Consider the following 18,777-nt stretch of genomic DNA (forward strand, 5'->3'; position numbering starts at 1 on the left):
CTTAAACAGGTCCAGGCGCTCAAAGCAGGTCCAGGGCCATGGCCGCTCAGGCCCAGGCCGCCTTGAGCGCCCGCCAGGCGTCGTCGTCGAGCATGCTGGACGGTGTGACGGCGACGGCGGCCGCCCCGCCGGAGACAGACGCCTCCAGCCCGGCCGCCAGGTCCGCGGCCGAGATGCGCCCGTCCTTGGCCCACATCCCGACCGAGATGGCGAACTTCCCGGACCGCTTCGCCATGGCCGCGGCCAGCTCGGCGGAATAGGCGGGAGCGGCGTCGTTGAGCCCGAAGTAGTCCCACAAGACCAGCCGGTCCGCGGCCGCGGCGAGCAGCCCGTAGTCATGGCCGCTCTCCGGCCGGTCGCCGGCGGGATCGTCCCACGGCGCCCGGACGTCCATGTCGAGCGTGGCACCGTTCGCGTGGGCGGCCGCCGCCGCCTTGGCCACGATGGCCGCCACCCCCTTCGACCGCCAGGCCCCAAGGCTCGGGTGTTCGACGTCGATGTCCCCGTTCGCGAGCCGCGGCCAATCCGTCCCGCCGCTGGCCAGCCGGTAGGAATCGCGGTCGTCGCCGCCGTAGGTGTTGTTATCGAACATCAGTTCCGTCAAGGCCACGGCGTCCGGCTGGTACCGCCTGGTCACCTCGGCCACCAAGTCGACCAGCCGCTCCCCGACGGGTCCCGTCGTGAGTGCGCTGACGCTGGCGAACTCCGTGGAGCGGGTGCCGTCGAAGTTGATGCCGGCCAGGCCCGGGTTGGTACGGATCCAGCCGGGGATCAGCAGGTCGATGGTCAGTGTGATCCTGCGTTTCCTGCCATCACCGCCGGTCCCCAGTGCCTTGACCGCTTCGGCCACGTGGTCACGGCCCGGGACGGCCTCCACCTCGGGGTGGGCGTCCCAAGGGAACGCCGTCCAGTCCAGCCGCCCCACGCTGATGGTGACGCTGTTGGCGTTGACCTCATCGAGCCGTCTGGCCAGTTCCGGCAGCGTCGAGGCGGCGTCGACCACAGTTTCGTAGCCGACGCCGACAGTGCGCTCCGCGGCGGGCGCCGTGGGCCCCTGCGGCCCGCCGCACCCAGTGGCAGCAAGGGCCAGCACCGACAGGAGCACGAGGGCAGGGAAGGCAGCCGGTCTGCGCCTCAAACGCTGACGTCCGGGCGCACCGCCGGGGCGGTGACGCTGACCACACCGGTCCGCGTCAGCTTGTTCCAGTGCGCCTCCTTGCCGCGGAGTTCCTGCACCAGCGCGGCCACCATGGTCAGGCTCGTAAACACGGAATAGAGCGGGATGAGCGGGAGCGCCCAGGCGTGCCGCAGGTCCTTCCACGCCCTGTTCATGGCCAGGGCAAACACCGTGAGCAGCAACGTGATGAACAGGCCCACCCAGCCAAGGATTGCCCAGACGTCCGCGCCGAACGGACTGCGGCCCAGCGCCGTGAGGAAGACCAGATCCACGAGTACCAGGATCTGGAGCACCGGGAGCACCACCATGGTGATGGTGTTGAACAGCAGGTACGCGCCGAACTGTCCGTGCCGGAGGTTGCCGATCATGCGCTTGTGCACACCCATGGTCTGCAGCAGCCCGCGGGCCCAGCGGACGCGCTGGCGCCAGAGCGCCCGGACCGTTGACGGCGACTCGGCATAGACCAGCGCGCGCGGGGCGAAGACCACCCGGTAGCCTGCCTTGTGCACCCGCCAGGTGAGTTCCAGGTCCTCGCCTACCGTGTCTTCGCGGAACGGCCCGATCTCCTCCAGGATCCGGCGGGGGAACGCCCCAATGTTGCCGGAGACGATCGGGAGGCAGCCGATCATGGTCAGGGCGCGCCTGACCATCCCGGTGCCGACATGGCTGATGAAGGCCAGCATCCGGGTCTGGACCCGGTCCAGGTTTACCGGCCTGTCGTCGCCGCACACGGCCCCGGTGCGCTGGTCAGTGAAACCCTGGAGCATCCGCTTGACGGTGTTCTGGGAGAAGATCCCGTCAGCGTCGACAAACATGAGGACCTCGCCCGTGGCGTGGCGGATGCCCAGGTTCAGGGCCGCCCCCTTGCCGGCATTGGCCTGGGTCAGGACCGTGATCCGGGGATCCGTCGCGGCGAGCGCGCGCATCAGCCCGGCCGTGTTGTCAGTGGAGCCGTCATCCACGAGCACCACCTCGTACCGCTCGTACAGGGTGAGCTGAATGGAGCGGACGCAGTTTTCGATGACGGTCGCCTCGTTGAAAGCCGGGACGATGATCGACACGCTGGGCCGCTCATCCAGCAGGGTGGGCGTTGCGCGGCGGCGGCGGCGCCCCGCACGGAGTTCAAACCAGACGGACAGCGGCAGCACGAGCAGCTTCACGAGCCCGAACACCAGAATCGGCAGGCCGATGAGGAGCAGGAGGTACTCGGCCCCGGGGACGGCTGATGCGGAGGCGGAACTAAACCAGGACATGGGCGTACGCTCCTGTGCTTTGCCGGAAAGAGGCCGGGTTGAAGGAGGGAAGGGCAAACGACGCCAGCACGGCGTCGAGCAGTTCCGGGGCCTGCCCGTTGTTCGCGCCGAACCGTGCGTTCACTTCAAGGACCACCGGGGTCCCGTCGGCACGCCGGCGGACGTCGACGTCGACCGGGCCCGTGAGGCCCAGCGAGCGGACGGCCGCCATCGCCAGATTTCCGACGTCCATGGCCTCGCCGGCTTCGGCGCGGCGGGTGCTCACGGCGTTGCCCACGTTGCCCTGCGCCAGTTCGGTCTTCTCCACGACGACGACGAACGGCGCGGCCCCGTTGTGCGCCGGGGTGCCGAAGACCATCGGGCCGTATTCGGTGCCCGGGATGAACTCCTGGACAATCAGTCCTTCCGGCAGGCGGTGCCAGTCCACCTGTTTGCTGCCGTCGATGACCATCACGCCGCGTCCGCCGCGGGAGACCCGCGGCTTGAGAACTATGGGGCCGCCGAGCGCGGCCATGGCGGCACCGGCATTGGCGAAGTCCCTGGGCACGCCGAATCTCGGCACGGGGACCCCGGCGGTCTGCAGCTGCCAGGCCGTGAAGAGCTTGTCGTTGGCGAGAGCCACCGGACCGGGATCGCCGATGATGACCCGGACGTCGGTCCCGAAGGCGGCACGGTACCCCGCAAGCTGCGGGAGTTCCTCACTCACCGTGGGGATGACCAGGTTGATGCCCTCCTGGACGACAAGCCGGCGCAGAGCCGAGACCATGTCCGGGTCCGAGGCCGGCGGCACCGGGACGACGGTGAGGCCCGCCCCGGCGGGCAGTTCGCGGATGTCCGTGCCCAGGACGGGAACGCCACGGGACTTCAGCTGGGCAGCTACGGCGCGGCCCGCGGGGCCTCCGGCGCCGGTGACCAGCACGCGGGGCATCACAGCTTTTCCATTTCCGTGCTCCGGAGACGGACGGGTTCGTAGGCTTCGGCGACCCGGCGCCGCGCCTGCCCGCCGCGGAACGAGGCGATGCCGCGGACCCGCTCGGGCGTCATGTACGGCTTGGCGAGCTGGTCGCTGTGCATCCTCACGGCCTGGACCTTGGCGTCAAGGTAGTCGTCGATGTCAATGAAGACGCTCGGGCTGAAGTCCCGCGTTGCCGACGGGCTTTCATAGCAGAGGATTGAGTGGTGCTGGCGGGCGGCCCGCAGCGTCGCCATGTGGACGGCCTGATGGTCCTGGTGCTGGTCGTGGTTGGAATGCGTGAGGATGATGTCCGGGTTGTAGCGGGCGATGGCGGCTTCAATGACACCCACCATTTCCTGGCTGTGCCGGAACAGGTCCGTGTCTGTGAAGTTGTAAAGGGTCATTCCGGTGAGGCCCATGAACGCCGCGCCGCGCCGCGCGTCGAGGGAGCGCTCCAGGGGATCCCCTCCACGGGTGCCATCGCTCATGACGAGCCCCTGCACCTCGTGTCCGGAGTCTACGAACTTCGCCAGGGTACCGCCGCAGGCAAGTTCAAGGTCGTCGGGGTGGGCGCCGATGGCCAGAACTCTGCGCGGCTGGCGGGCCGGGGCTCTCCCGGTGCGCAGGGCCGTCAAAGCAACGCCCAGGGACGCGAGCCCGCCAAGGGTGAGCGTGAGGTCGGCAGTCCGCCACAACTCGGGCGCATCGAGGAAAACGCTGGCAAGATTTGCCACCAGCAGCGTTGAGCCGGCAAGAAGGCAAATCCTGCGGAGCAGTTCGGGACGGCGCAGGCGGCGGTGGAACCAGGACCGGCCAAGGGCGGCGGCGGCCACAAAAGTAATCAGGAAAACGATGAGCAAGACATAAATCGAGACCATGTGAATTCAATTCCTATGTTGTTCGGCACCCCAGTGCCGGGCCGGATTTGATCTTCAGGGCCGGGCGCATAAGCGAACCTGGCTTTGGGAAGTGGGAGGGGCAATTTTCTGAATCTGCTTGCGGCACCCTTGGCAGGGTGCCGCGTCGGTGAAAGGTGCAGCCGCTGCGGGCCGTGCGAGCATTGCAGGACGTTGACCAGCGCATACGTGGCACAGCACAACCGCCCCCCGGCGTGTTACGTGACATTGTGAGACCTTCTGGGAAACCTTCGGAAAACCTTGAACTTGCTCTTCCAGTAAAGGCGAGGGGCCTATCAGGGCGCCCGAGTAGGCAATACCCGAACCTCAGTGAATGGAATTAAAGGCGGTCACGGGTAGTACTCATATTTCTTGTTTCGACTACCCGGCTCCGGCTTTCGCAAGGCGAACGGGGGCGTGCCGCCCTTGCCCGGAACGGTTAACTGAAAAGGGCTGGGCGGCAATCATTAAACAACCGTGATTCCCTATCAGCATTCGGCAATAAATGCGGCGCCTCTTCGGCCTTTTTTCTTTTGGCATCCCGCACCCGCAACTGTTGCGGGCTCCCGGTCAGGCCGGGCGCAACCGGCCCAGGGCCGAACGATTGTCTGCCGGCCCCTCGGCGACGGGCCCCTGGGTGGTCAGTTCGATGGCCCGCTCGACGACGGCGGGCAGGCCGCCGGCCCGGAACGGGCCGCGCTGCAGCTGCGAACCGGTACCCTCTGCCAGAATCCGCTCGACGCCCTCGCGCGCCAGTTCCAGCTCGCCCTGCTCCTCAAGCACCGGGGCCACGAAGTCCACGAGCGCCCTGACCACGTCCGCGGCCGGGGCCGGGGTGAAGGTTCCGAAGTCCAGGAGCTCCCCGCGCAGTCCGCAATTGCTGGCCTGCCAGGCGGCCATGCGCAGCAGCAGCGTGGGCACCGGGGCGGGATCGACGCCGTCGTTCCATTCCCGCGCGGCCGACTCCACGAGGGCGCGCACCAGTACGGCAATCAGGGCAGCATCCTCGGCCCGCAGGCAGACATCCGCGACCCGGATCTCCACGGTGGGATGCTGCCGGGCCAGCCGCGCGTCGAAATAGACCATCCCCTCATCCATCAGGACGCCGCTTTCGACCAGCCGGGTGACCACGCGGCGGTAGACGGGCAGGCTGCCGAAGATCATCGTGGGACCCGAGCCCGGCCAGCGGTTCCAGGCCTGGGTGCGGTAGCTTTCGAATCCGGTCTCGGCCCCGTTCCAGTAGGGGGAATTCGCGCTGAGTGCTATCAGCACGGCCAGCTTGTCGCGGATCCGGTCCATTACCGCCACGCCCTCCTCCGGAGACTCCACAAAGGTGTGGACGTGGAGGCCGCAGGTCAGCTGGTTCCGGACGGTGAGCCCGAAGCGCTGCTGCATGGTCATATAGCGCGGATTCGGCGTCAGGTGGGTGGCTGAGCCTTGGGGCGACGTGGCCAGGGCCGCGACCCGGCCGCCGTGGGCCCGGGCGGCCTGGTCCGCAAGGGACCGGCCACGCCTGAGCTGCCGGAGCAGTTCCGTGTATTCCAGGCACGGATGCGTCTGGGTCTCGATCTGTTCGAGCTTGAGCTCGTAGCTGAAGTCGGCGCCTTCGTGGACCGGTTTCTGTGCCGGGAGAACCCTGGCGGCTTCCTGTTGCGGCGGCACCAGACTCGGCAGCATGAGGTCAGCGAGGGCAAGCAGCATCCCCGATTCGGGGTCCACTATCAGCAGTTCTTCCTCCACGCCGAAGGTGCGCATGAATCTATTGTGCGTCAGGATCCGCCGAAACGCCCCACACCAACGCGGGGCTCAGTCCTGGAAATACTCGATCTTCGCCCCGATGGTGTTCAGCCGCTCAGCCAGGTCCTCATAGCCGCGTTCAATGACATAGATGTTCCGCAGCTCCGAGACGCCACGGGCCGCCAGCATGGCCAGCAGCAGGCAGGCGGCGGGGCGGAGGGCAGGCGGGCAGCCCACCTCGGCCGCTCGCCACTTGCTGGGCCCGTTGACGTAAATGCGGTGCGGATCGAGCAGCTGGACCTGGGCGCCGAGCTTGTTGAGCTCGGTCAGGTAGATGGCCCGGTTCTCGTAGACCCAGTCATGGATCATTGTCTGGCCGTGGGCGTTGGCGGCGATCACCGCGAAGAAGGGCAGGTTGTCGATGTTCAGCCCGGGGAAGGGCATGGGGTGGATCTTGTCCTCCGGCGCCCGCAGCTCCGAAGGCTTGGTGGTGACGTCCACCAGGCGGGTGCGGCCGTTGCGGGCAAAGTACTCCCCGGAAACCTCGAGCCGCTGGCCCATCTGCTCGAGCGTGGCGAGTTCGATTTCCATGAACTCGATCGGGACGCGGCGGATGGTGACTTCCGAGTTCGTCACAATGCCGGCGGTGATGAGGCTCATCGCCTCGATGGGGTCCTCGGACGGGAAGTATTCGATGTCGGCGTCGATCGACGGGCGGCCGGTGATCTTCAGCGTGGTGGTGCCAACCCCGGCGATGTCCACGCCGAGCATCTGCAGGTAGAAGCACAGGTCCTGCACCATGTAGTTCGGGCTGGCATTGCGGATGATGGTGGTGCCACGGCGGTGGGCTGCGGCCATGATGGCATTCTCGGTGACGGTGTCGCCGCGTTCGCTGAGCACGAAGGAGCGGTCGTGACCGTCCGACGGCGGCGCCTGCACCGCGTAGAACCCGGACTTCGCCTCCACGCTAAGGCCGAACTGGCGCAGTGCCTGCATATGCGGCTGCACGGTGCGGGTGCCGAGGTCGCAGCCGCCGGCGTAGGGCAGCCGGTAGGTGTCGGCCTCGTCCAGCAGCGGGCCCAGGAGCATGATGACGCTGCGGGTCCTTCGGGCCGCCTCCACATCCATGGAGGCCAGGTCCAGGACGGCGGGGCGGCGGATCTGGAGGTCGTTCGCGTTGAGCCAGGTGCACTCGACGCCGATGCTGGTCAGCACCTCCACGATCCGGTTGACTTCCTCGATCCGGGCAAGCCTGCGCAGCGTGGTGGTGCCGCGGTTGATGAGGCTGGCGCACAACAGCGCGACGCCGGCATTCTTGCTGCTGTTGACGTCCACCGCGCCGGCGAGGGTGCGGCCGCCCTCGACGCGCAGGTGGGTCATCTGGGGCCGGCCCACCTTGACGATGCTGTGCCCGACGATCGCCTCCAGGCGCTGGATCATCTTCAGGCTCAGGTTCTGCTTGCCCTGTTCCATCCGGGCGATGGCGCTCTGGCTGGTGCCCAGCTCGGCGGCGAGTTGCCCCTGGGTCCAGCCCTTGGCGCCGCGCGCCTCGCGGAGCAGGATGCCTACGTGTTCAGCAGTCGGTTGAGTCATGCTCCCGAAAATATCACGCATGATTTATAAACCACGGCAATTCCGGCCGGAATGGCGCCAATCTCACACGGATACCCACGCCATGCGATAACCGGCAGGCCGCCGGAACTACCGGGCCGCCCGCCGGAACTACCGGGCCGCCCGCCGGAACTCCCGCCCCGCCCCGCCGGGCTGCCCGGGCTGCCCGGCCGGCGGCGCCGGTCTACTGGCGGGTGAGGAAGACGAGGTTCCAGGTGCCCGCGCCGAGGGCCGCGGCGACGGCGGCGGCGGCGATGCCGAGCCCGCCCAGCAGCACCCAGGCATCGAGTCCGCTGAACGTGGAGGGCCGCGCCCAGGTCCGGGCGGCACCGCCGAACCCGCGGGCCTCCATCGTCACCGCGAGCCGCGAGGCGCTCCGGATCGCCTGCACCAGCAGGCCGAAACTCTGGCCCAGCGTGGCGCGCAACCGCTGATAGGGGTTGCCGCTCGAGCCCACGCCGCGGGCCCGCCGGGCCATGCCGATGGTCTGCCATTGCTCGGCCATGATTCCGACGAGCCGCATCGCGGCCAGGGTGCCCAGGACGAACCGGTGCGGCAGTTTCGCGTTCTGGGCCAGGGCATCGGCCAGGTCCGTGGGGTCGGTACAGCTCATCAGCAGCACCGCGGGCAATGCGATCGCGAGCCCGCGGAGCATGAAGCCGATCCCCAGCTGCAGGGAACCGGCGCTGACGGACCAGATCCCCGCATCGAGCAGGACGGGTCCGGAATCGGCCGCCAGGATGGCCGTGCTCCAGCCGCCCAGCGCCGCGGCGAGGATCAGCGGCCAGCCGCGCTGCCACAGCAAGGCCACAGTCAGGCCCGCCAGCGGCAGGAGCAGCAGTTCGAACGCCAGCGCCACCGACGCCGACACCCAGTCAATGGAGAGCGCCAGGACCAGGGTGATCAGGGTGACCGCCGTGAACTTGGCGAGCGGGTTGGCTCGGGTCAGCAGCGCGTGATTGCCGCGCAGGCTCAGGGCGTCCCTCATGGCGAGGCCCCCTCCGGCAGCGCGTGATTGCCGCGCAGGCTCAGGGCGTCCCTCATGGCGAGGCCCCCTCCGGCAGCTCGAGATCCGGGCCGGGAGCGTCCGCGGCGGCGGTTTCCCGTGGCCGGAGGCGGAGTTCGGCGCCGCCGAGGACGGCGCTGAATTCGGCGTCGTGCGTCACCGACACGACGGCGGTGCCGGCGTCGAGGAGCTCGGAGAGGAACGAGGCGAGTTCGGCCCAGGTATTGGCATCCTGGCCGAAGGTGGGCTCGTCCAGGACCAGCACCTGGGGGTGCGCCGCCAGCACAGTGGCAACCGAAAGGCGCCGCTTCTCGCCGCCGGAGAGCGTGTAGGGGTTGGCGTCCACAAGCTCCGTCAGCCGCAGCCGCTCCAGCAGTTCGTCCACGCGGTCTTCGCCGTACCCGAGGTGGCGCGGTCCGAACATGAGCTCGTCGAGGACCTTGCCGGTAACGAACTGGTGCTCGGGTTCCTGGAAGACGGTTCCGATCCTGGCGATCAGCTGCTGGGCCTTCCACCGGTAGGGATCGGGTCCGGCGCCGTCGCGTACGCGGCCACTGTAGCGACCGCTGGAGTGACCAGTGGCGGGACTGCTCAGCTCCGCCGTTGCCGAGACTGTTCCCGCGACGGGCCGCAGGAGACCGGCCAGCGTCAGCGCCAGGGTGGACTTGCCTGTGCCGTTCTGTCCGGTGATGGTCAGCGCCTCGCCGGCGCGGACCCGGACCGAGACCCCGGACTGGACCGGACGCGGCGCGATGGTGCGGAAGCCGTCGCGCAGCCCGGCCCGCCGCGGCCGTTCGCGGGACACCGCGAGCGCGTCGGCCGCGAGCAGAATCTGTCCCGCGCCCCGCGCCGGTGACCGCATCCGCGTCGCCGGGACGTAGCCCGGCACCCAGACGCCCGCACCGATGAGCATGTCCCGCGCCTCGGCCAGGACCCGGTCCGGCGGTCCGTCAATCAAGACCGCGGAGTCCGTGGCGGACCCTGGCTGCAGCACCACGATCCTGTCCACCAGATCTTTCCAGACCCCCACCCGGTGCTCCACGACCACCAGCGTGGCGCCTGTCTTGTCCAGGCAGCGGCCCACAGCGTCGCGGACCTCCAGGACGCCCGCGGGGTCGAGGTTGGCGGTCGGCTCGTCGAGCAGCAGCAGCCCTGGCCGCATCGCGAGGATCCCGGCGAGCGCGAGCCGTTGCTTTTGCCCGCCGGAGAGGGCCGCCGTCGGGTGGTCCAGCGGCAGCTGTCCCAGCCCGACGTCGTCGAGGGCCTCTCGCACCCGCGGCCAGATCTCCGCCGCCGGGACGGCGAGGTTCTCCGCCCCGAAGGCGACGTCGTCGCCGAGGCGGGAGAGCACCACCTGCGTTTCCGGGTCCTGCTGCACCAGCCCGGCGCGGCCGCGCCGCGCCCGTGGCGCGGCGCCGTCGATCAGGAGGCTGCCGGTCTCGTCTGTGTTCTCGGCGTCGCCGGAGTCGCCGGGGTCCCCGGAGTCGCCGTCGCCCAGAACGCCGGCCAGGGCGTGGAGCAGCGTCGACTTGCCGGCGCCGGAGGGCCCCAGCAGGAGCACGCGCTCCCCCGGCCGGATGTCCAGGTCAAGGCCGCTGACCGCGGGCCTGGTCCGTCCGGCATGCCGCCAGCCCCAGCCGCGGGCCGTGACGGCGGCCGGCCGGACGCCCGGTGAAGATCTCATGATTCTCTGCAGGATTCAGCGACGGGGCTCAGGAGAAGACGGGCTCCGTGGCGGCCTTGCGGGAGGCAAAGGAGCCCAGCACTCCGGTTTTCGCCAGGCCGCGGGTGGCGAGCCAGGCCAGTCCGCCGGCAATCACTGCGCCGGAGATCGTGGTGAAGACGATGTAGGCGAGCTTGTCGCCGGCTTCGTAGGCGATGTTCCAGCCCCACGGCAGGAAGGAATCGTTCAGGCCGCAGAAGAGGCCCGCGCCGGCGCCGGCCAGCACGGAGACGGGCAGGTTGAACTTCTTGTAGAGGAAGGCCGCGAAGACCAGTTCGGCGCCGAGGCCCTGCAGGATGCCGGAGATCAGCACCGTGGTGCCGTACTGCGAACCCATGATGAGCTCGCCGGTGGCCGCGACGGTTTCGCAGAAGAGCGCGGCGCCCGGCTTGCGGATGATGAGCATGCCCAGCACCGCCGGGATCATCCAGCCGCCGGCGTAGAGTCCGCTCAACGGCGGGTAGACCGCGTTGACCGGAGTCGAGATCAGGTTCGCGCCCTGGGACCAGGCCCAGAAAATGACGCCGCCGGCAACGGCGATCAACGCGGCCACCACAATGTCCACCACGCGCCAGCTGTAGTTGCGCCGGGCGGATGAACGGCTGGCGGAACCATGCTGTGCTGAAATATCTGTCATGTCGTCCTCCTGAGGAACAGGAGGGGAGGGTGCGCCGGCCGGTCTCGGCTTCCGCCGCCCTCCGCGCACCCTGAGAACTCGACTCCCTTGCGCCGGTACTAACCGGATCAGGTTCGAGGGTCTGCGGCTGTCCGCACTCTCAGCGCCCACCAAAGGTTTCCCCGGATTGTTCCGGCGATGCCCGACGGCGGCGCTCCCCTGTCGTAATTATTTTCGCCCTTGTGGGCTGGCTCAGTTTACACCCGGACGGCCGGGTTTTCAGTGGTGTGCCGTCACAATCGTGGACCGGACGGCGGCAGTCCCGGCGGCCCGGAAATCCCTCTTGGTAGAGTCGTCGTGCCGGACCCCCGGACCCGCCAGCGGGCGGCCTCGTCACCCACCGGAAAGCTGGAATATTTTGTCGCACACACCGGTCACCCAAGATCCCTCCGGGGAATACGATCCCGACTCGAGTGAGCCGCAGCCGCGGGGTTCCCTGGCGGCGCTTATCGGCCGCGTGCTGGCCGAGATAGAGGCGCTCCAGTTCGCGTCGTTCAGCAAGGATGACGCCTTGGACCTCGGGCTCCTCCTTGTCGAGCTGGGCAGGCAACGCTCGCTGCCCATCGCCGTCGACATCACCAAAGGCGAGCAGGTGCTCTTCCACGCCGCGCTGGACGGCGCCACACCGGACAATGAGCGCTGGATCAACGCCAAAAAGCGCACCGCCATGCGGTACGAGGTCCCGTCCCTGCTGGTGGGCCTCCAGGCCCGCGCCGCCGGCGGAAGGATCGAGGACAACGCCTGGTGGGATCAGTCGGAGTTCGCCGCCCACGGCGGGGCGTTCCCCATCTACGTGCGCGGCACGGGCGCCGTCGCCGTCGTCACCGTCTCCGGCCTGCCCCAGAAGGCGGATCACGAACTCGTGGTCGAGGCCCTGCGGATGGTCCTCACCCCGGAACGCTAGGCTAGGGGAAAACCGTTCCCGTCCCAAGGAGACCGAAGAATGAACATCCTCATCAAGCTGCTCGGCACCGGCGTCAGCCTCCTGGCCGGCTTTGCCGGCACCAAGCTGGTGGACACCATGTGGGAAAAGTCCACAGGCAACAAGCCGCCCAAGGGCCAGGAGGACGACGTTCCCACCACCCTGCGCTCGGCCCTGACGTTCGCCCTGATCTCCGCCTCGGTCAGCGCCATCATCCAGGTGCTCGCCAACCGCGGCACCCAGCGCGCGATCACCCGCTTCGCCAAGACCCAGGACGTCGTCTGACCTGACGCGACCAGCCGCGGCGCCCGCCGCGGCTGTCGAAGGCCCCGGCCGGGTCCGCTGGCCGGACGGGGGCGACGTGCCGGCCGGGTCCGCCGGGCCGGACGGGGGCTCAGCGGTCGTCGTCGTCCGCTCCGTGCGTGGCCGCCTGCTGGGCGGCCTTCTGGACTACCGCCTCGAGCTCGTCGGAGCTCAGCAGCTCCGGGTGCAGGTGCTTGGTCCGGTAGCCGGCCCGGCCCACCATGTGGGCGGACACGGGGACGGTGAGCAGCTGGAAGAGCCAGGCCACCAGCAGGACGGGCCACACCGACCAGGTGCGCATCTGCAGGCCGAGGGCCGCCAGCAGCAGGAAAAGGCCGAGGACCTGCGGTTTGGTGGCCGCGTGCATCCTGCTCATGAGGTCCGGGAATCGCAGCAGCCCGATGGCGGCCGCGAGGGACATCAGGGCTCCGGTCACCATGAACACGGCGGAGACGGCGTCGATCACTGTGTCAGGATTCACGGACGCCCTCCCGCCTGTCGGCCACGAACCGGGCCACGGTGACCGAGCCGACGAAGCCGATCAGGGAAATCGCAACGAGCAGCATCAGGTTGTTCAGGTGCCGGTTGGCGGCCATGTCGATGCACAGGGCCGCGCCGAAGATGGCCAGCAGCACGTCGGCGGCCAGAACCCGGTCCAGCAGCGAGGGCCCCCGCGCGATCCGGACGATCGCCCCCGCGGCGGCCAGGGACAGTACGACGGCGGTCACCGTCAGGACGGTCTGCATCATGCGGCGGTCTCCTGTGTCAGGGCGGAAAGTTCGGCTTTGGTCCCCATGATCCGGATCAGCCCGGCCTCGGTGTCCCGGACCTCTTTGCGCAGCTTGGCCGCGTCCTCGGCATTGCGGACGTTGATGCCGTGGATGTAGAGCGTGGACGTCGACCTGTCCACCTCCACCACGAGGGACCCGGGAATCAGCGAGATCACGTGCCCGGTGGCCGTGACCAGGAGGTCCGAATGGCTTCGGAGCGGCACGGCTACGACCGCGCTGACCACGTTGGGGCCGCGGACGACGGCCAGGTACAGGACCTGGAAGCTTGCCGCGACGACTTTTCCGAGGAAGATGAGGGCGAACGGCACGGCGCGGAGCACGTTGAAGCGGCCGCCGAGTTCCACCGGGGGCAGATAGAAAATGCGCGCCACGAGCACCGCGATGAGGGCGCCGAAGAGGAGATTGCCCGGGCTGAAGTTCTGCCAGAGCGCGCCCCAGACAAAGACGAGCCAGACCAGCAGCGGCAGTTCCTGGCGCAGCGAGATCCTTTTCCGGTTCATTTTCCGCCGCCCTCCCGGACCTGCACCGGATGGAGCGACGGGGGCACCGGCGGCACGGGCGCATCCGGGCCGAGCACGGCCTGGATGTAGGAGGTCCGGTCCAGCATCTCCTGGGCGGACTGGTCGGCCACCCTGAACAGCGGCCCGGCAAAGACCGTCAGGGCCACGCCAAAGACCACCAGGCCCAGGGTGGAGCCCACCATGGTGCGGGGCAGCAGGGTCACATTCGTCTTGCCGGCCCGGTCACCCGTGGCGGAGTCGGCCGGCGCTGCCAGGAGCACCGGATCGGGGTGTTCGGCGTCCCCGGGCTTGCGCCAGAACGCCCGGTTCCAGACCCTCGCGATCGCCAGCAGGGTCAGCAAGCTCGTCAGCACGCCGCCGATCACCAGGGCGTAGGCCAGCGGCGTCCCCAGTTCCACACCTGCCTGAAGCAGCCCCAGCTTGCCCAGGAAACCCGAGAACGGCGGGATTCCGGCGAGGTTCATGGCGGGAATGAAGAACAGGACCCCCAATACCGGGGAGAGCTTGGCCAGTCCCGCCACGCGGTCCATGGACGAGCTGCCGCCGCGGCGTTCAATCAGGCCGGTCACCAGGAACAGGCTGGTCTGGACAGTGATGTGGTGGGCCACGTAGAACACCGCGGCGCCCAGACCGGCCACGGTGGACATGGCCAGGCCGAACACCATGTAGCCAATATGGCTGACCAGGGTGAAGGACAGGAGCCTCTTGATGTCACTTTGGGCCAGGGCGCCGAGGATGCCCACCACCATGGTCAGCAGCGCCGCGACCATGAGCGGGGCGTTGAGCGCATCCCCCGGGAATAGCAGCGTTTCCGTGCGGACCATCGCATAGACGCCCACCTTGGTCAGCAGCCCGGCAAACACCGCGGTGACCGGGGCCGGGGCGGTGGGGTAGGAGTCAGGGAGCCAGAAGGACAGCGGGAAGACGGCGGCCTTGATGCCGAAGGCCACCAGCAGCATGACGTGCAGCAGCGTCCGGGTGCCCTGGTCGAGGTCGCCGAGCTTGATGGCGAGGTCCGCCATGTTGATGGTTCCGGTGGCGCCGTAGATCATGGCGATCGCGATCAGGAACAGCACCGAGGACACGACGGAGACCACCACGTAGGTCACGCCGGCCCGGATGCGCGGGCCTGTCCCGCCGAGTGTGATGAGCACGTAGCTGGCCGTCAGCAGGATCTCGAAGCCGACGTAGAGGTTGAAGAGGTCTCCGGTGAGGAAGGCGTTGGACACCCCGGCCACGAGGATCAGGTAGGTCGGGTGGAAGATCGAGACCGGCGCGTCGCGGTCGCCGTCGGCCATGCCCTGTCCCGTTGCGTAGATCAGCACCGCAAGGCTCACGGCCGATGACACCACGAGCATGAGGGAGGAGAACTGGTCCACCACCAGCACGACGCCCCACGGCGGCAGCCAGCCGCCGATGTTCACCGCGGCCGTGCCGCCATCCCAGACGGAGGCCAGCAGCCAGCATTCCAGCAGCAGTGTCAGCGTCAGCACGGCGATGCTGACCGCGCGCTGGACCCTGGGGTGATGGATGAGCAGAAAGGTCAGGGCGGCGCCCAGGATGGGGAGTACGACGGCGAGCGGGGCAAGGCTGGTGATGTTCACTCTCCGCCTCCTTCCGGGCTGGGGTCAACGTTGAGGGAACCGGGCTGTTCTTCAGAGGCGGCCTTGTCGGCCCGCACGGGGCGGTCACCGGACATGACCGTGGCCAGCGGGAACTCCGAAGTCTCGACCGGGATCACGGAGTCGTCCTCGGCATCGAAGCTTGGCGTTTCCGCGACGCGGCGGTCCTCGGCGTCGTCCTGGATTTCATCCTGGCGGGCCAGGACCCAGGTGCGGTAGATGATGCCCAGCATGAACGCCGTGACGGCGAAGGAGATCACGATCGAGGTCAGGATCAGGGCCTGCGGCAGGGGGTCGTTGTAGTCCCCCGCCGGGGTGTCCTTGTCGAAGAGCGGCGCCAGGCCGGCGTAGCCGCCGGTGGCGAGGATCAGCAGGTTCGTGGCGTTGGCCAGCAGCATGAGGCCCAGCAGGACCCGGGTGAGGCTGCGTTCGAGGAGCAGGTAGATGCCACAGGCGTAGAGGGCGCCCATGACCGTCAGCAGGGTCAGGTTGACGCTCATGTTCTCCCCTTGGCAGTGGTTTCCGCGTCGGCGGACTCGGCGGGGACCCCGCCCGGGAGTCCTCCGCTGTCCTGGTCTTCGGCGGGTCCCTCTTCGGTCGTCTCGGGTTGTTCTTCGAAGTGCTCGTCGATCTCCGCGCCGAGGCTGCGCAGCACGTCCAGGGCCAGTCCGACGACCACGACGTAGACACCGATGTCGAAGATGGTCGAGGTGACGAACTTGATGTCGCCGAAGACGGGCAGCCACAGCTCCACGATGGCGCTCTGGAACACTTCGCCGCCCAGCAGCAGCGGCGTCATTCCGGCGGCAGCCGCCGTGGCCAGGCCGATCCCCAGCAGGGTGCCGGCGCCGACGGGTGTCGCTTCGCGCAGTTCGAAGCGGCCGCCGGCCAGGTAGCGGATGGTCAGGGCGAGGCCGGCGGTGAGGCCGCCGGCGAAGCCGCCGCCGGGCAGGTTATGGCCGGCGAGGAGCAGATAGATGGAGAACACGATCATCGAGTGGAAGATGAGGCGGGTGACCACCTCGAAAATGATCGAGCGGCGTTCGGGTGCCAGGGTCCGGCCGGCCACCAGCCAGGCGTCGCGAGTGGCGGCAGCGAACCGCCGGTTCATCGCCAGGGCGGCGTCTTCCCTGGTGCTGCCCCTGGCCCCGGTCCGCCGGCCCACGGTCCCTTCCGCGACGCTCGCGGATGTCCGGATGCGGTCACCGCGGCCGCGGACGAAGATGAGGCTTGCGACGCCGGTGGCGGCCAGGGCCAGGACCGAGATCTCGCCAAAGGTGTCCCAGGCCCGGATGTCCACCAGGGTCACGTTGACGACGTTGAGTCCGCCGCCGCCCTCATAGGCCAGTTGCGGGAACTGCAGGGAGACCGGCGGCGCCACCCGGGCGCCGAGGGCGTGGATGGCCACGAAAATCATGGTGACGCCGAATGCCAGGCCGATCACCACGCGGATGACCCGGTACTTGCCGCCGGTGCGGTCCCGCAGCCCCGGCGGAAGGCTCCGCATGGCCAGCACGAACGCCACCAGGATCATGGTTTCGACCAGCATCTGGGTCAGGGCGAGGTCCGGGGCTCCCTGCAGGGCGAACATCATGGCAATCCCGTAGCCGGTGACGGACACCATCAGGACGGCCAGGAACCGTTTGTTGGCGCGCACCGCGGCCAGCGCCCCGATCACGATTCCGGCGCCGGCCACCAGCTGCAGCGGCGAGCCGGGATCGATGACATAGAGGCCGGGCGGCAGCGGTTTGTTGGCCAGCAGCAGCGCCGTCAGCGGCAGGACGAACGCCACGGTCAGGATGACGGACAGGTAGAAGAAGAGCGAACCTCGCTGGGTCCGGCCGGTGATCCATACCGCGGTGTCGTCCAAGGCGCCGATCGTCAGCTGGTAGGCACGGTCGCTGTCGATCCAGCCCGGCACCAGCGCCTGCAGCCGGGCCACGGCGTTGCGGCCGTAGAACATCGCCAGGCCCAGGACGAACGTCACTGCGGTCAGGCCCAGGGCCGGGGTGATGCCGTGCCACAGCGCCAGGTGCCCGGGCGGGGCCTCGGAGCCGTGCACAAAAAGCTCCGCGTAGGGCTGGATCCAGGCGTCAACGGTGGCAGGCCACAGCCCGTAAAGGATTGTGAGGAGGCTCAGGATCGCCGGTGCGGCGAGGAACGCCGGTTTGACCGGCTTGAAGGCCGTGGGCTCCACGCCGGGCTTGAGGGCGAAGGCTCCCCACATGAACCTGGCGCTGTAGGCGAAGGTCAGGATGGAGCCCAGGACCACACCGGCCAAGAGCCAGGGTCCGGTCCCGGTCTCCGACTTGTACTGGAGGAAGGCCTCGAACACCGATTCCTTGGCGACGAATCCGGCCAGCGGGGGCACGCCCGCCATCGAGGCCGCGCCGATCGCCGCGACGACCGCCAGTGCCCTGGCCGATCCGTAGACGCCGGAGAGCTCGCGGATGTCCCGGGTCCCGGACTGGTGGTCGATGATGCCCACCACCAGGAAGAGCGTGGCCTTGAACAGCCCATGCGCCAGGAGCAGGGCTATTCCGGCGAGTGCCGCGTCGGGAGTGCCGAGGCCCACCACCATGGTCATGAAGCCCAGCTGGCTCACGGTGCCGTAGGCGAGGATGAGCTTGATATCTGTCTGCCGGAGGGCCCGGTAGCCGCCCACCAGCATGGTGGCCAGGCCCAGGCCGAGCACGATCGGCAGCCACGCCGCGGTGTCCGCGAATCCGGGGGCCAGCCGGGCCACCAGGTAGATCCCGGCCTTCACCATGGCCGCGGCGTGCAGGTAGGCGCTCACGGGGGTGGGGGCAGCCATTGCGCCGGGGAGCCAGAAGTGGAACGGCACCAGGGCGGATTTGGTGATCGCACCGATCAGGATGAGGACGACGGCGGCGTTCACGACCCCGCCTGCGGGGCCGGCGACCAGGGTGGGAGCCAGGTCCATGATGGCCTGGATCCGGTAGGTTCCGGCCGTCGAACCGAGCATGATGAGCCCCACGAGCATGGCCAGGCCGCCGGCGGTGGTCACCACGAGTGCCTGCAACGCCGAGCGCCGCGCGGACAGCCGGGTGCGGGCGTAGCCGATCAGCAGGTAGGACAGCACTGTGGTCAGTTCCCAGAAGATGAACAGCAGCAGAAGGTCATCAGCGGTAACGAGGCCGAACATCGCCCCGGCGAAGGCCAGGAGCTGGGCGCCGAATCCGCCGAGGTAGTCGTCCTTGTCCTTGAAGTAGCGGGCGCAATAGACCAGCACCAGCGCACCCACCCCCAGCACCAGCAGGGACATGACCCAGGCCAGGGCGTCCATCCGGAACGCGAGTTCGAGCTGCAGCCCGGGAATCCAGGGGATGACTTCGGTAATCGCCCCGTCAGAACCTGAATAGACTGTGCCTGAATAGACTGCGTCGTGCTGCAGCAGCAGCCAGATAAAGGAGGCCGCGGGGACCGCGGCCAGGGCGAAGAACGAATTCCTGCCAAACTTTCGGAACAGCAGCGGGGCCACAGCAGCCACCGCAAAGTGCACGGCAAGGACTGTGATCACTGGTATCTCCGCAACGTCAGAAAGTCGATTGTCAGCAAGTTGG

At 68.5% G+C, this 18,777-nt stretch carries 17 protein-coding genes and 1 riboswitch; of the genes, 2 read left to right on the forward strand and 15 right to left on the reverse strand.

Annotated elements, in window-relative coordinates:
• Positions 1–46: 46 nt before the first annotated feature.
• From AC1DHX_RS04950 to AC1DHX_RS04990, 9 genes are all read right to left on the reverse strand, one after another.
• On the reverse strand, positions 47–1,138 hold the full coding sequence (locus AC1DHX_RS04950; RefSeq protein ID WP_476860346.1) for a hypothetical protein: 1,092 nt from the start codon (positions 1,136–1,138) through the stop codon (positions 47–49).
• Complete coding sequence (locus tag AC1DHX_RS04955) at positions 1,135–2,430, reverse strand: glycosyltransferase family 2 protein (RefSeq protein WP_230008213.1); 1,296 nt, start codon at positions 2,428–2,430, stop codon at positions 1,135–1,137. The genes AC1DHX_RS04950 and AC1DHX_RS04955 overlap by 4 nt, the downstream gene beginning before the upstream one ends.
• The gene (locus AC1DHX_RS04960) at positions 2,417–3,358 is read right to left on the reverse strand and encodes an ATP-grasp domain-containing protein (protein ID WP_476860383.1); all 942 of its coding nucleotides are present in this window, start codon (positions 3,356–3,358) and stop codon (positions 2,417–2,419) included. The genes AC1DHX_RS04955 and AC1DHX_RS04960 overlap by 14 nt, the downstream gene beginning before the upstream one ends.
• Positions 3,358–4,263, reverse strand: coding sequence for a PIG-L deacetylase family protein (locus AC1DHX_RS04965; RefSeq protein ID WP_476860347.1), 906 nt, complete (start codon positions 4,261–4,263; stop codon positions 3,358–3,360). Before AC1DHX_RS04965 ends, AC1DHX_RS04960 begins: the two co-directional genes overlap by 1 nt.
• A gap of 588 nt (positions 4,264–4,851) precedes the next feature.
• Complete coding sequence (locus AC1DHX_RS04970) at positions 4,852–6,036, reverse strand: glutamate--cysteine ligase 2 (RefSeq protein ID WP_476860348.1); 1,185 nt, start codon at positions 6,034–6,036, stop codon at positions 4,852–4,854.
• Between the two features lie 51 nt (positions 6,037–6,087).
• Positions 6,088–7,611, reverse strand: coding sequence for a UDP-N-acetylglucosamine 1-carboxyvinyltransferase (locus AC1DHX_RS04975; RefSeq protein ID WP_028275394.1), 1,524 nt, complete (start codon positions 7,609–7,611; stop codon positions 6,088–6,090).
• A 202-nt stretch (positions 7,612–7,813) separates the two neighbouring features.
• Positions 7,814–8,617 carry an energy-coupling factor transporter transmembrane component T family protein gene (locus AC1DHX_RS04980; protein WP_476860349.1) on the reverse strand — a complete coding sequence of 268 codons (804 nt, stop codon included), beginning with the start codon at positions 8,615–8,617 and terminating at the stop codon, positions 7,814–7,816.
• Positions 8,618–8,669: 52 nt separating this feature from the next.
• Complete coding sequence (locus AC1DHX_RS04985; RefSeq protein WP_476860350.1) at positions 8,670–10,319, reverse strand: ABC transporter ATP-binding protein; 1,650 nt, start codon at positions 10,317–10,319, stop codon at positions 8,670–8,672.
• A 28-nt stretch (positions 10,320–10,347) separates the two neighbouring features.
• A complete protein-coding gene (locus tag AC1DHX_RS04990) occupies positions 10,348–10,995 on the reverse strand; it encodes an ECF transporter S component (protein ID WP_028275391.1) in 648 nt (215 codons plus the stop codon).
• 66 nt (positions 10,996–11,061) lie between these two features.
• Positions 11,062–11,205, reverse strand: a riboswitch (TPP riboswitch).
• Between the two features lie 187 nt (positions 11,206–11,392).
• Here AC1DHX_RS04990 and AC1DHX_RS04995 point away from each other — a divergent pair.
• A complete protein-coding gene (locus AC1DHX_RS04995; RefSeq protein ID WP_476860351.1) occupies positions 11,393–11,938 on the forward strand; it encodes a heme-degrading domain-containing protein in 546 nt (181 codons plus the stop codon).
• A 39-nt stretch (positions 11,939–11,977) separates the two neighbouring features.
• Entirely contained in the window at positions 11,978–12,241 is a 264-nt protein-coding gene (locus AC1DHX_RS05000) for a DUF4235 domain-containing protein (protein WP_223915203.1), read from the forward strand.
• Between the two features lie 109 nt (positions 12,242–12,350).
• Here the strand turns inward: AC1DHX_RS05000 and mnhG are convergent, their stop codons facing one another.
• Genes mnhG through AC1DHX_RS05030 form a run of 6 tightly spaced genes read right to left on the reverse strand, consistent with a single transcriptional unit; the run spans position 12,351 to position 18,734 of the window.
• Positions 12,351–12,698, reverse strand: a complete 348-nt coding sequence (gene mnhG / locus AC1DHX_RS05005; RefSeq protein WP_043434548.1) for a monovalent cation/H(+) antiporter subunit G — start codon at positions 12,696–12,698, stop codon at positions 12,351–12,353.
• Positions 12,699–12,729: 31 nt separating this feature from the next.
• A complete protein-coding gene (locus tag AC1DHX_RS05010) occupies positions 12,730–13,008 on the reverse strand; it encodes an MrpF/PhaF family protein (protein ID WP_018774043.1) in 279 nt (92 codons plus the stop codon).
• Entirely contained in the window at positions 13,005–13,550 is a 546-nt protein-coding gene (locus AC1DHX_RS05015) for a Na+/H+ antiporter subunit E (protein ID WP_028275387.1), read from the reverse strand. Before AC1DHX_RS05015 ends, AC1DHX_RS05010 begins: the two co-directional genes overlap by 4 nt.
• The gene (locus AC1DHX_RS05020) at positions 13,547–15,175 is read right to left on the reverse strand and encodes a Na+/H+ antiporter subunit D (protein WP_476850770.1); all 1,629 of its coding nucleotides are present in this window, start codon (positions 15,173–15,175) and stop codon (positions 13,547–13,549) included. The genes AC1DHX_RS05015 and AC1DHX_RS05020 overlap by 4 nt, the downstream gene beginning before the upstream one ends.
• Positions 15,172–15,693: a Na(+)/H(+) antiporter subunit C gene (locus tag AC1DHX_RS05025; RefSeq protein ID WP_230009245.1), complete on the reverse strand. Its 522-nt coding sequence runs from the start codon at positions 15,691–15,693 to the stop codon at positions 15,172–15,174. Before AC1DHX_RS05025 ends, AC1DHX_RS05020 begins: the two co-directional genes overlap by 4 nt.
• The gene (locus tag AC1DHX_RS05030; protein ID WP_476860352.1) at positions 15,690–18,734 is read right to left on the reverse strand and encodes a Na+/H+ antiporter subunit A; all 3,045 of its coding nucleotides are present in this window, start codon (positions 18,732–18,734) and stop codon (positions 15,690–15,692) included. The genes AC1DHX_RS05025 and AC1DHX_RS05030 overlap by 4 nt, the downstream gene beginning before the upstream one ends.
• Positions 18,735–18,777: the final 43 nt, after the last annotated feature.

It is taken from the genome of Arthrobacter sp. 05N33_2 (assembly GCF_056397425.1).

What these genes read in the sequence shown, in the direction of transcription:
- AC1DHX_RS04955 (WP_230008213.1), bottom strand. Translation starts at nt 2,430, where the DNA reads ATGTCCTGGTTTAGTTCCGCCTCCGCATCAGCCGTCCCCGGGGCCGAG.
- AC1DHX_RS04960 (WP_476860383.1), bottom strand. Translation starts at nt 3,358, where the DNA reads ATGCCCCGCGTGCTGGTCACCGGCGCCGGAGGCCCCGCGGGCCGCGCC.
- AC1DHX_RS04965 (WP_476860347.1), bottom strand. Translation starts at nt 4,263, where the DNA reads ATGGTCTCGATTTATGTCTTGCTCATCGTTTTCCTGATTACTTTTGTG.
- AC1DHX_RS04970 (WP_476860348.1), bottom strand. Translation starts at nt 6,036, where the DNA reads ATGCGCACCTTCGGCGTGGAGGAAGAACTGCTGATAGTGGACCCCGAA.
- AC1DHX_RS04975 (WP_028275394.1), bottom strand. Translation starts at nt 7,611, where the DNA reads ATGACTCAACCGACTGCTGAACACGTAGGCATCCTGCTCCGCGAGGCG.
- AC1DHX_RS04980 (WP_476860349.1), bottom strand. Translation starts at nt 8,617, where the DNA reads ATGAGGGACGCCCTGAGCCTGCGCGGCAATCACGCGCTGCTGACCCGA.
- AC1DHX_RS04985 (WP_476860350.1), bottom strand. Translation starts at nt 10,319, where the DNA reads ATGAGATCTTCACCGGGCGTCCGGCCGGCCGCCGTCACGGCCCGCGGC.
- AC1DHX_RS04990 (WP_028275391.1), bottom strand. Translation starts at nt 10,995, where the DNA reads ATGACAGATATTTCAGCACAGCATGGTTCCGCCAGCCGTTCATCCGCC.
- AC1DHX_RS05000 (WP_223915203.1), top strand. Translation starts at nt 11,978, where the DNA reads ATGAACATCCTCATCAAGCTGCTCGGCACCGGCGTCAGCCTCCTGGCC.
- mnhG (WP_043434548.1), bottom strand. Translation starts at nt 12,698, where the DNA reads ATGGTGACCGGAGCCCTGATGTCCCTCGCGGCCGCCATCGGGCTGCTG.
- AC1DHX_RS05010 (WP_018774043.1), bottom strand. Translation starts at nt 13,008, where the DNA reads ATGATGCAGACCGTCCTGACGGTGACCGCCGTCGTACTGTCCCTGGCC.
- AC1DHX_RS05015 (WP_028275387.1), bottom strand. Translation starts at nt 13,550, where the DNA reads ATGAACCGGAAAAGGATCTCGCTGCGCCAGGAACTGCCGCTGCTGGTC.
- AC1DHX_RS05025 (WP_230009245.1), bottom strand. Translation starts at nt 15,693, where the DNA reads ATGAGCGTCAACCTGACCCTGCTGACGGTCATGGGCGCCCTCTACGCC.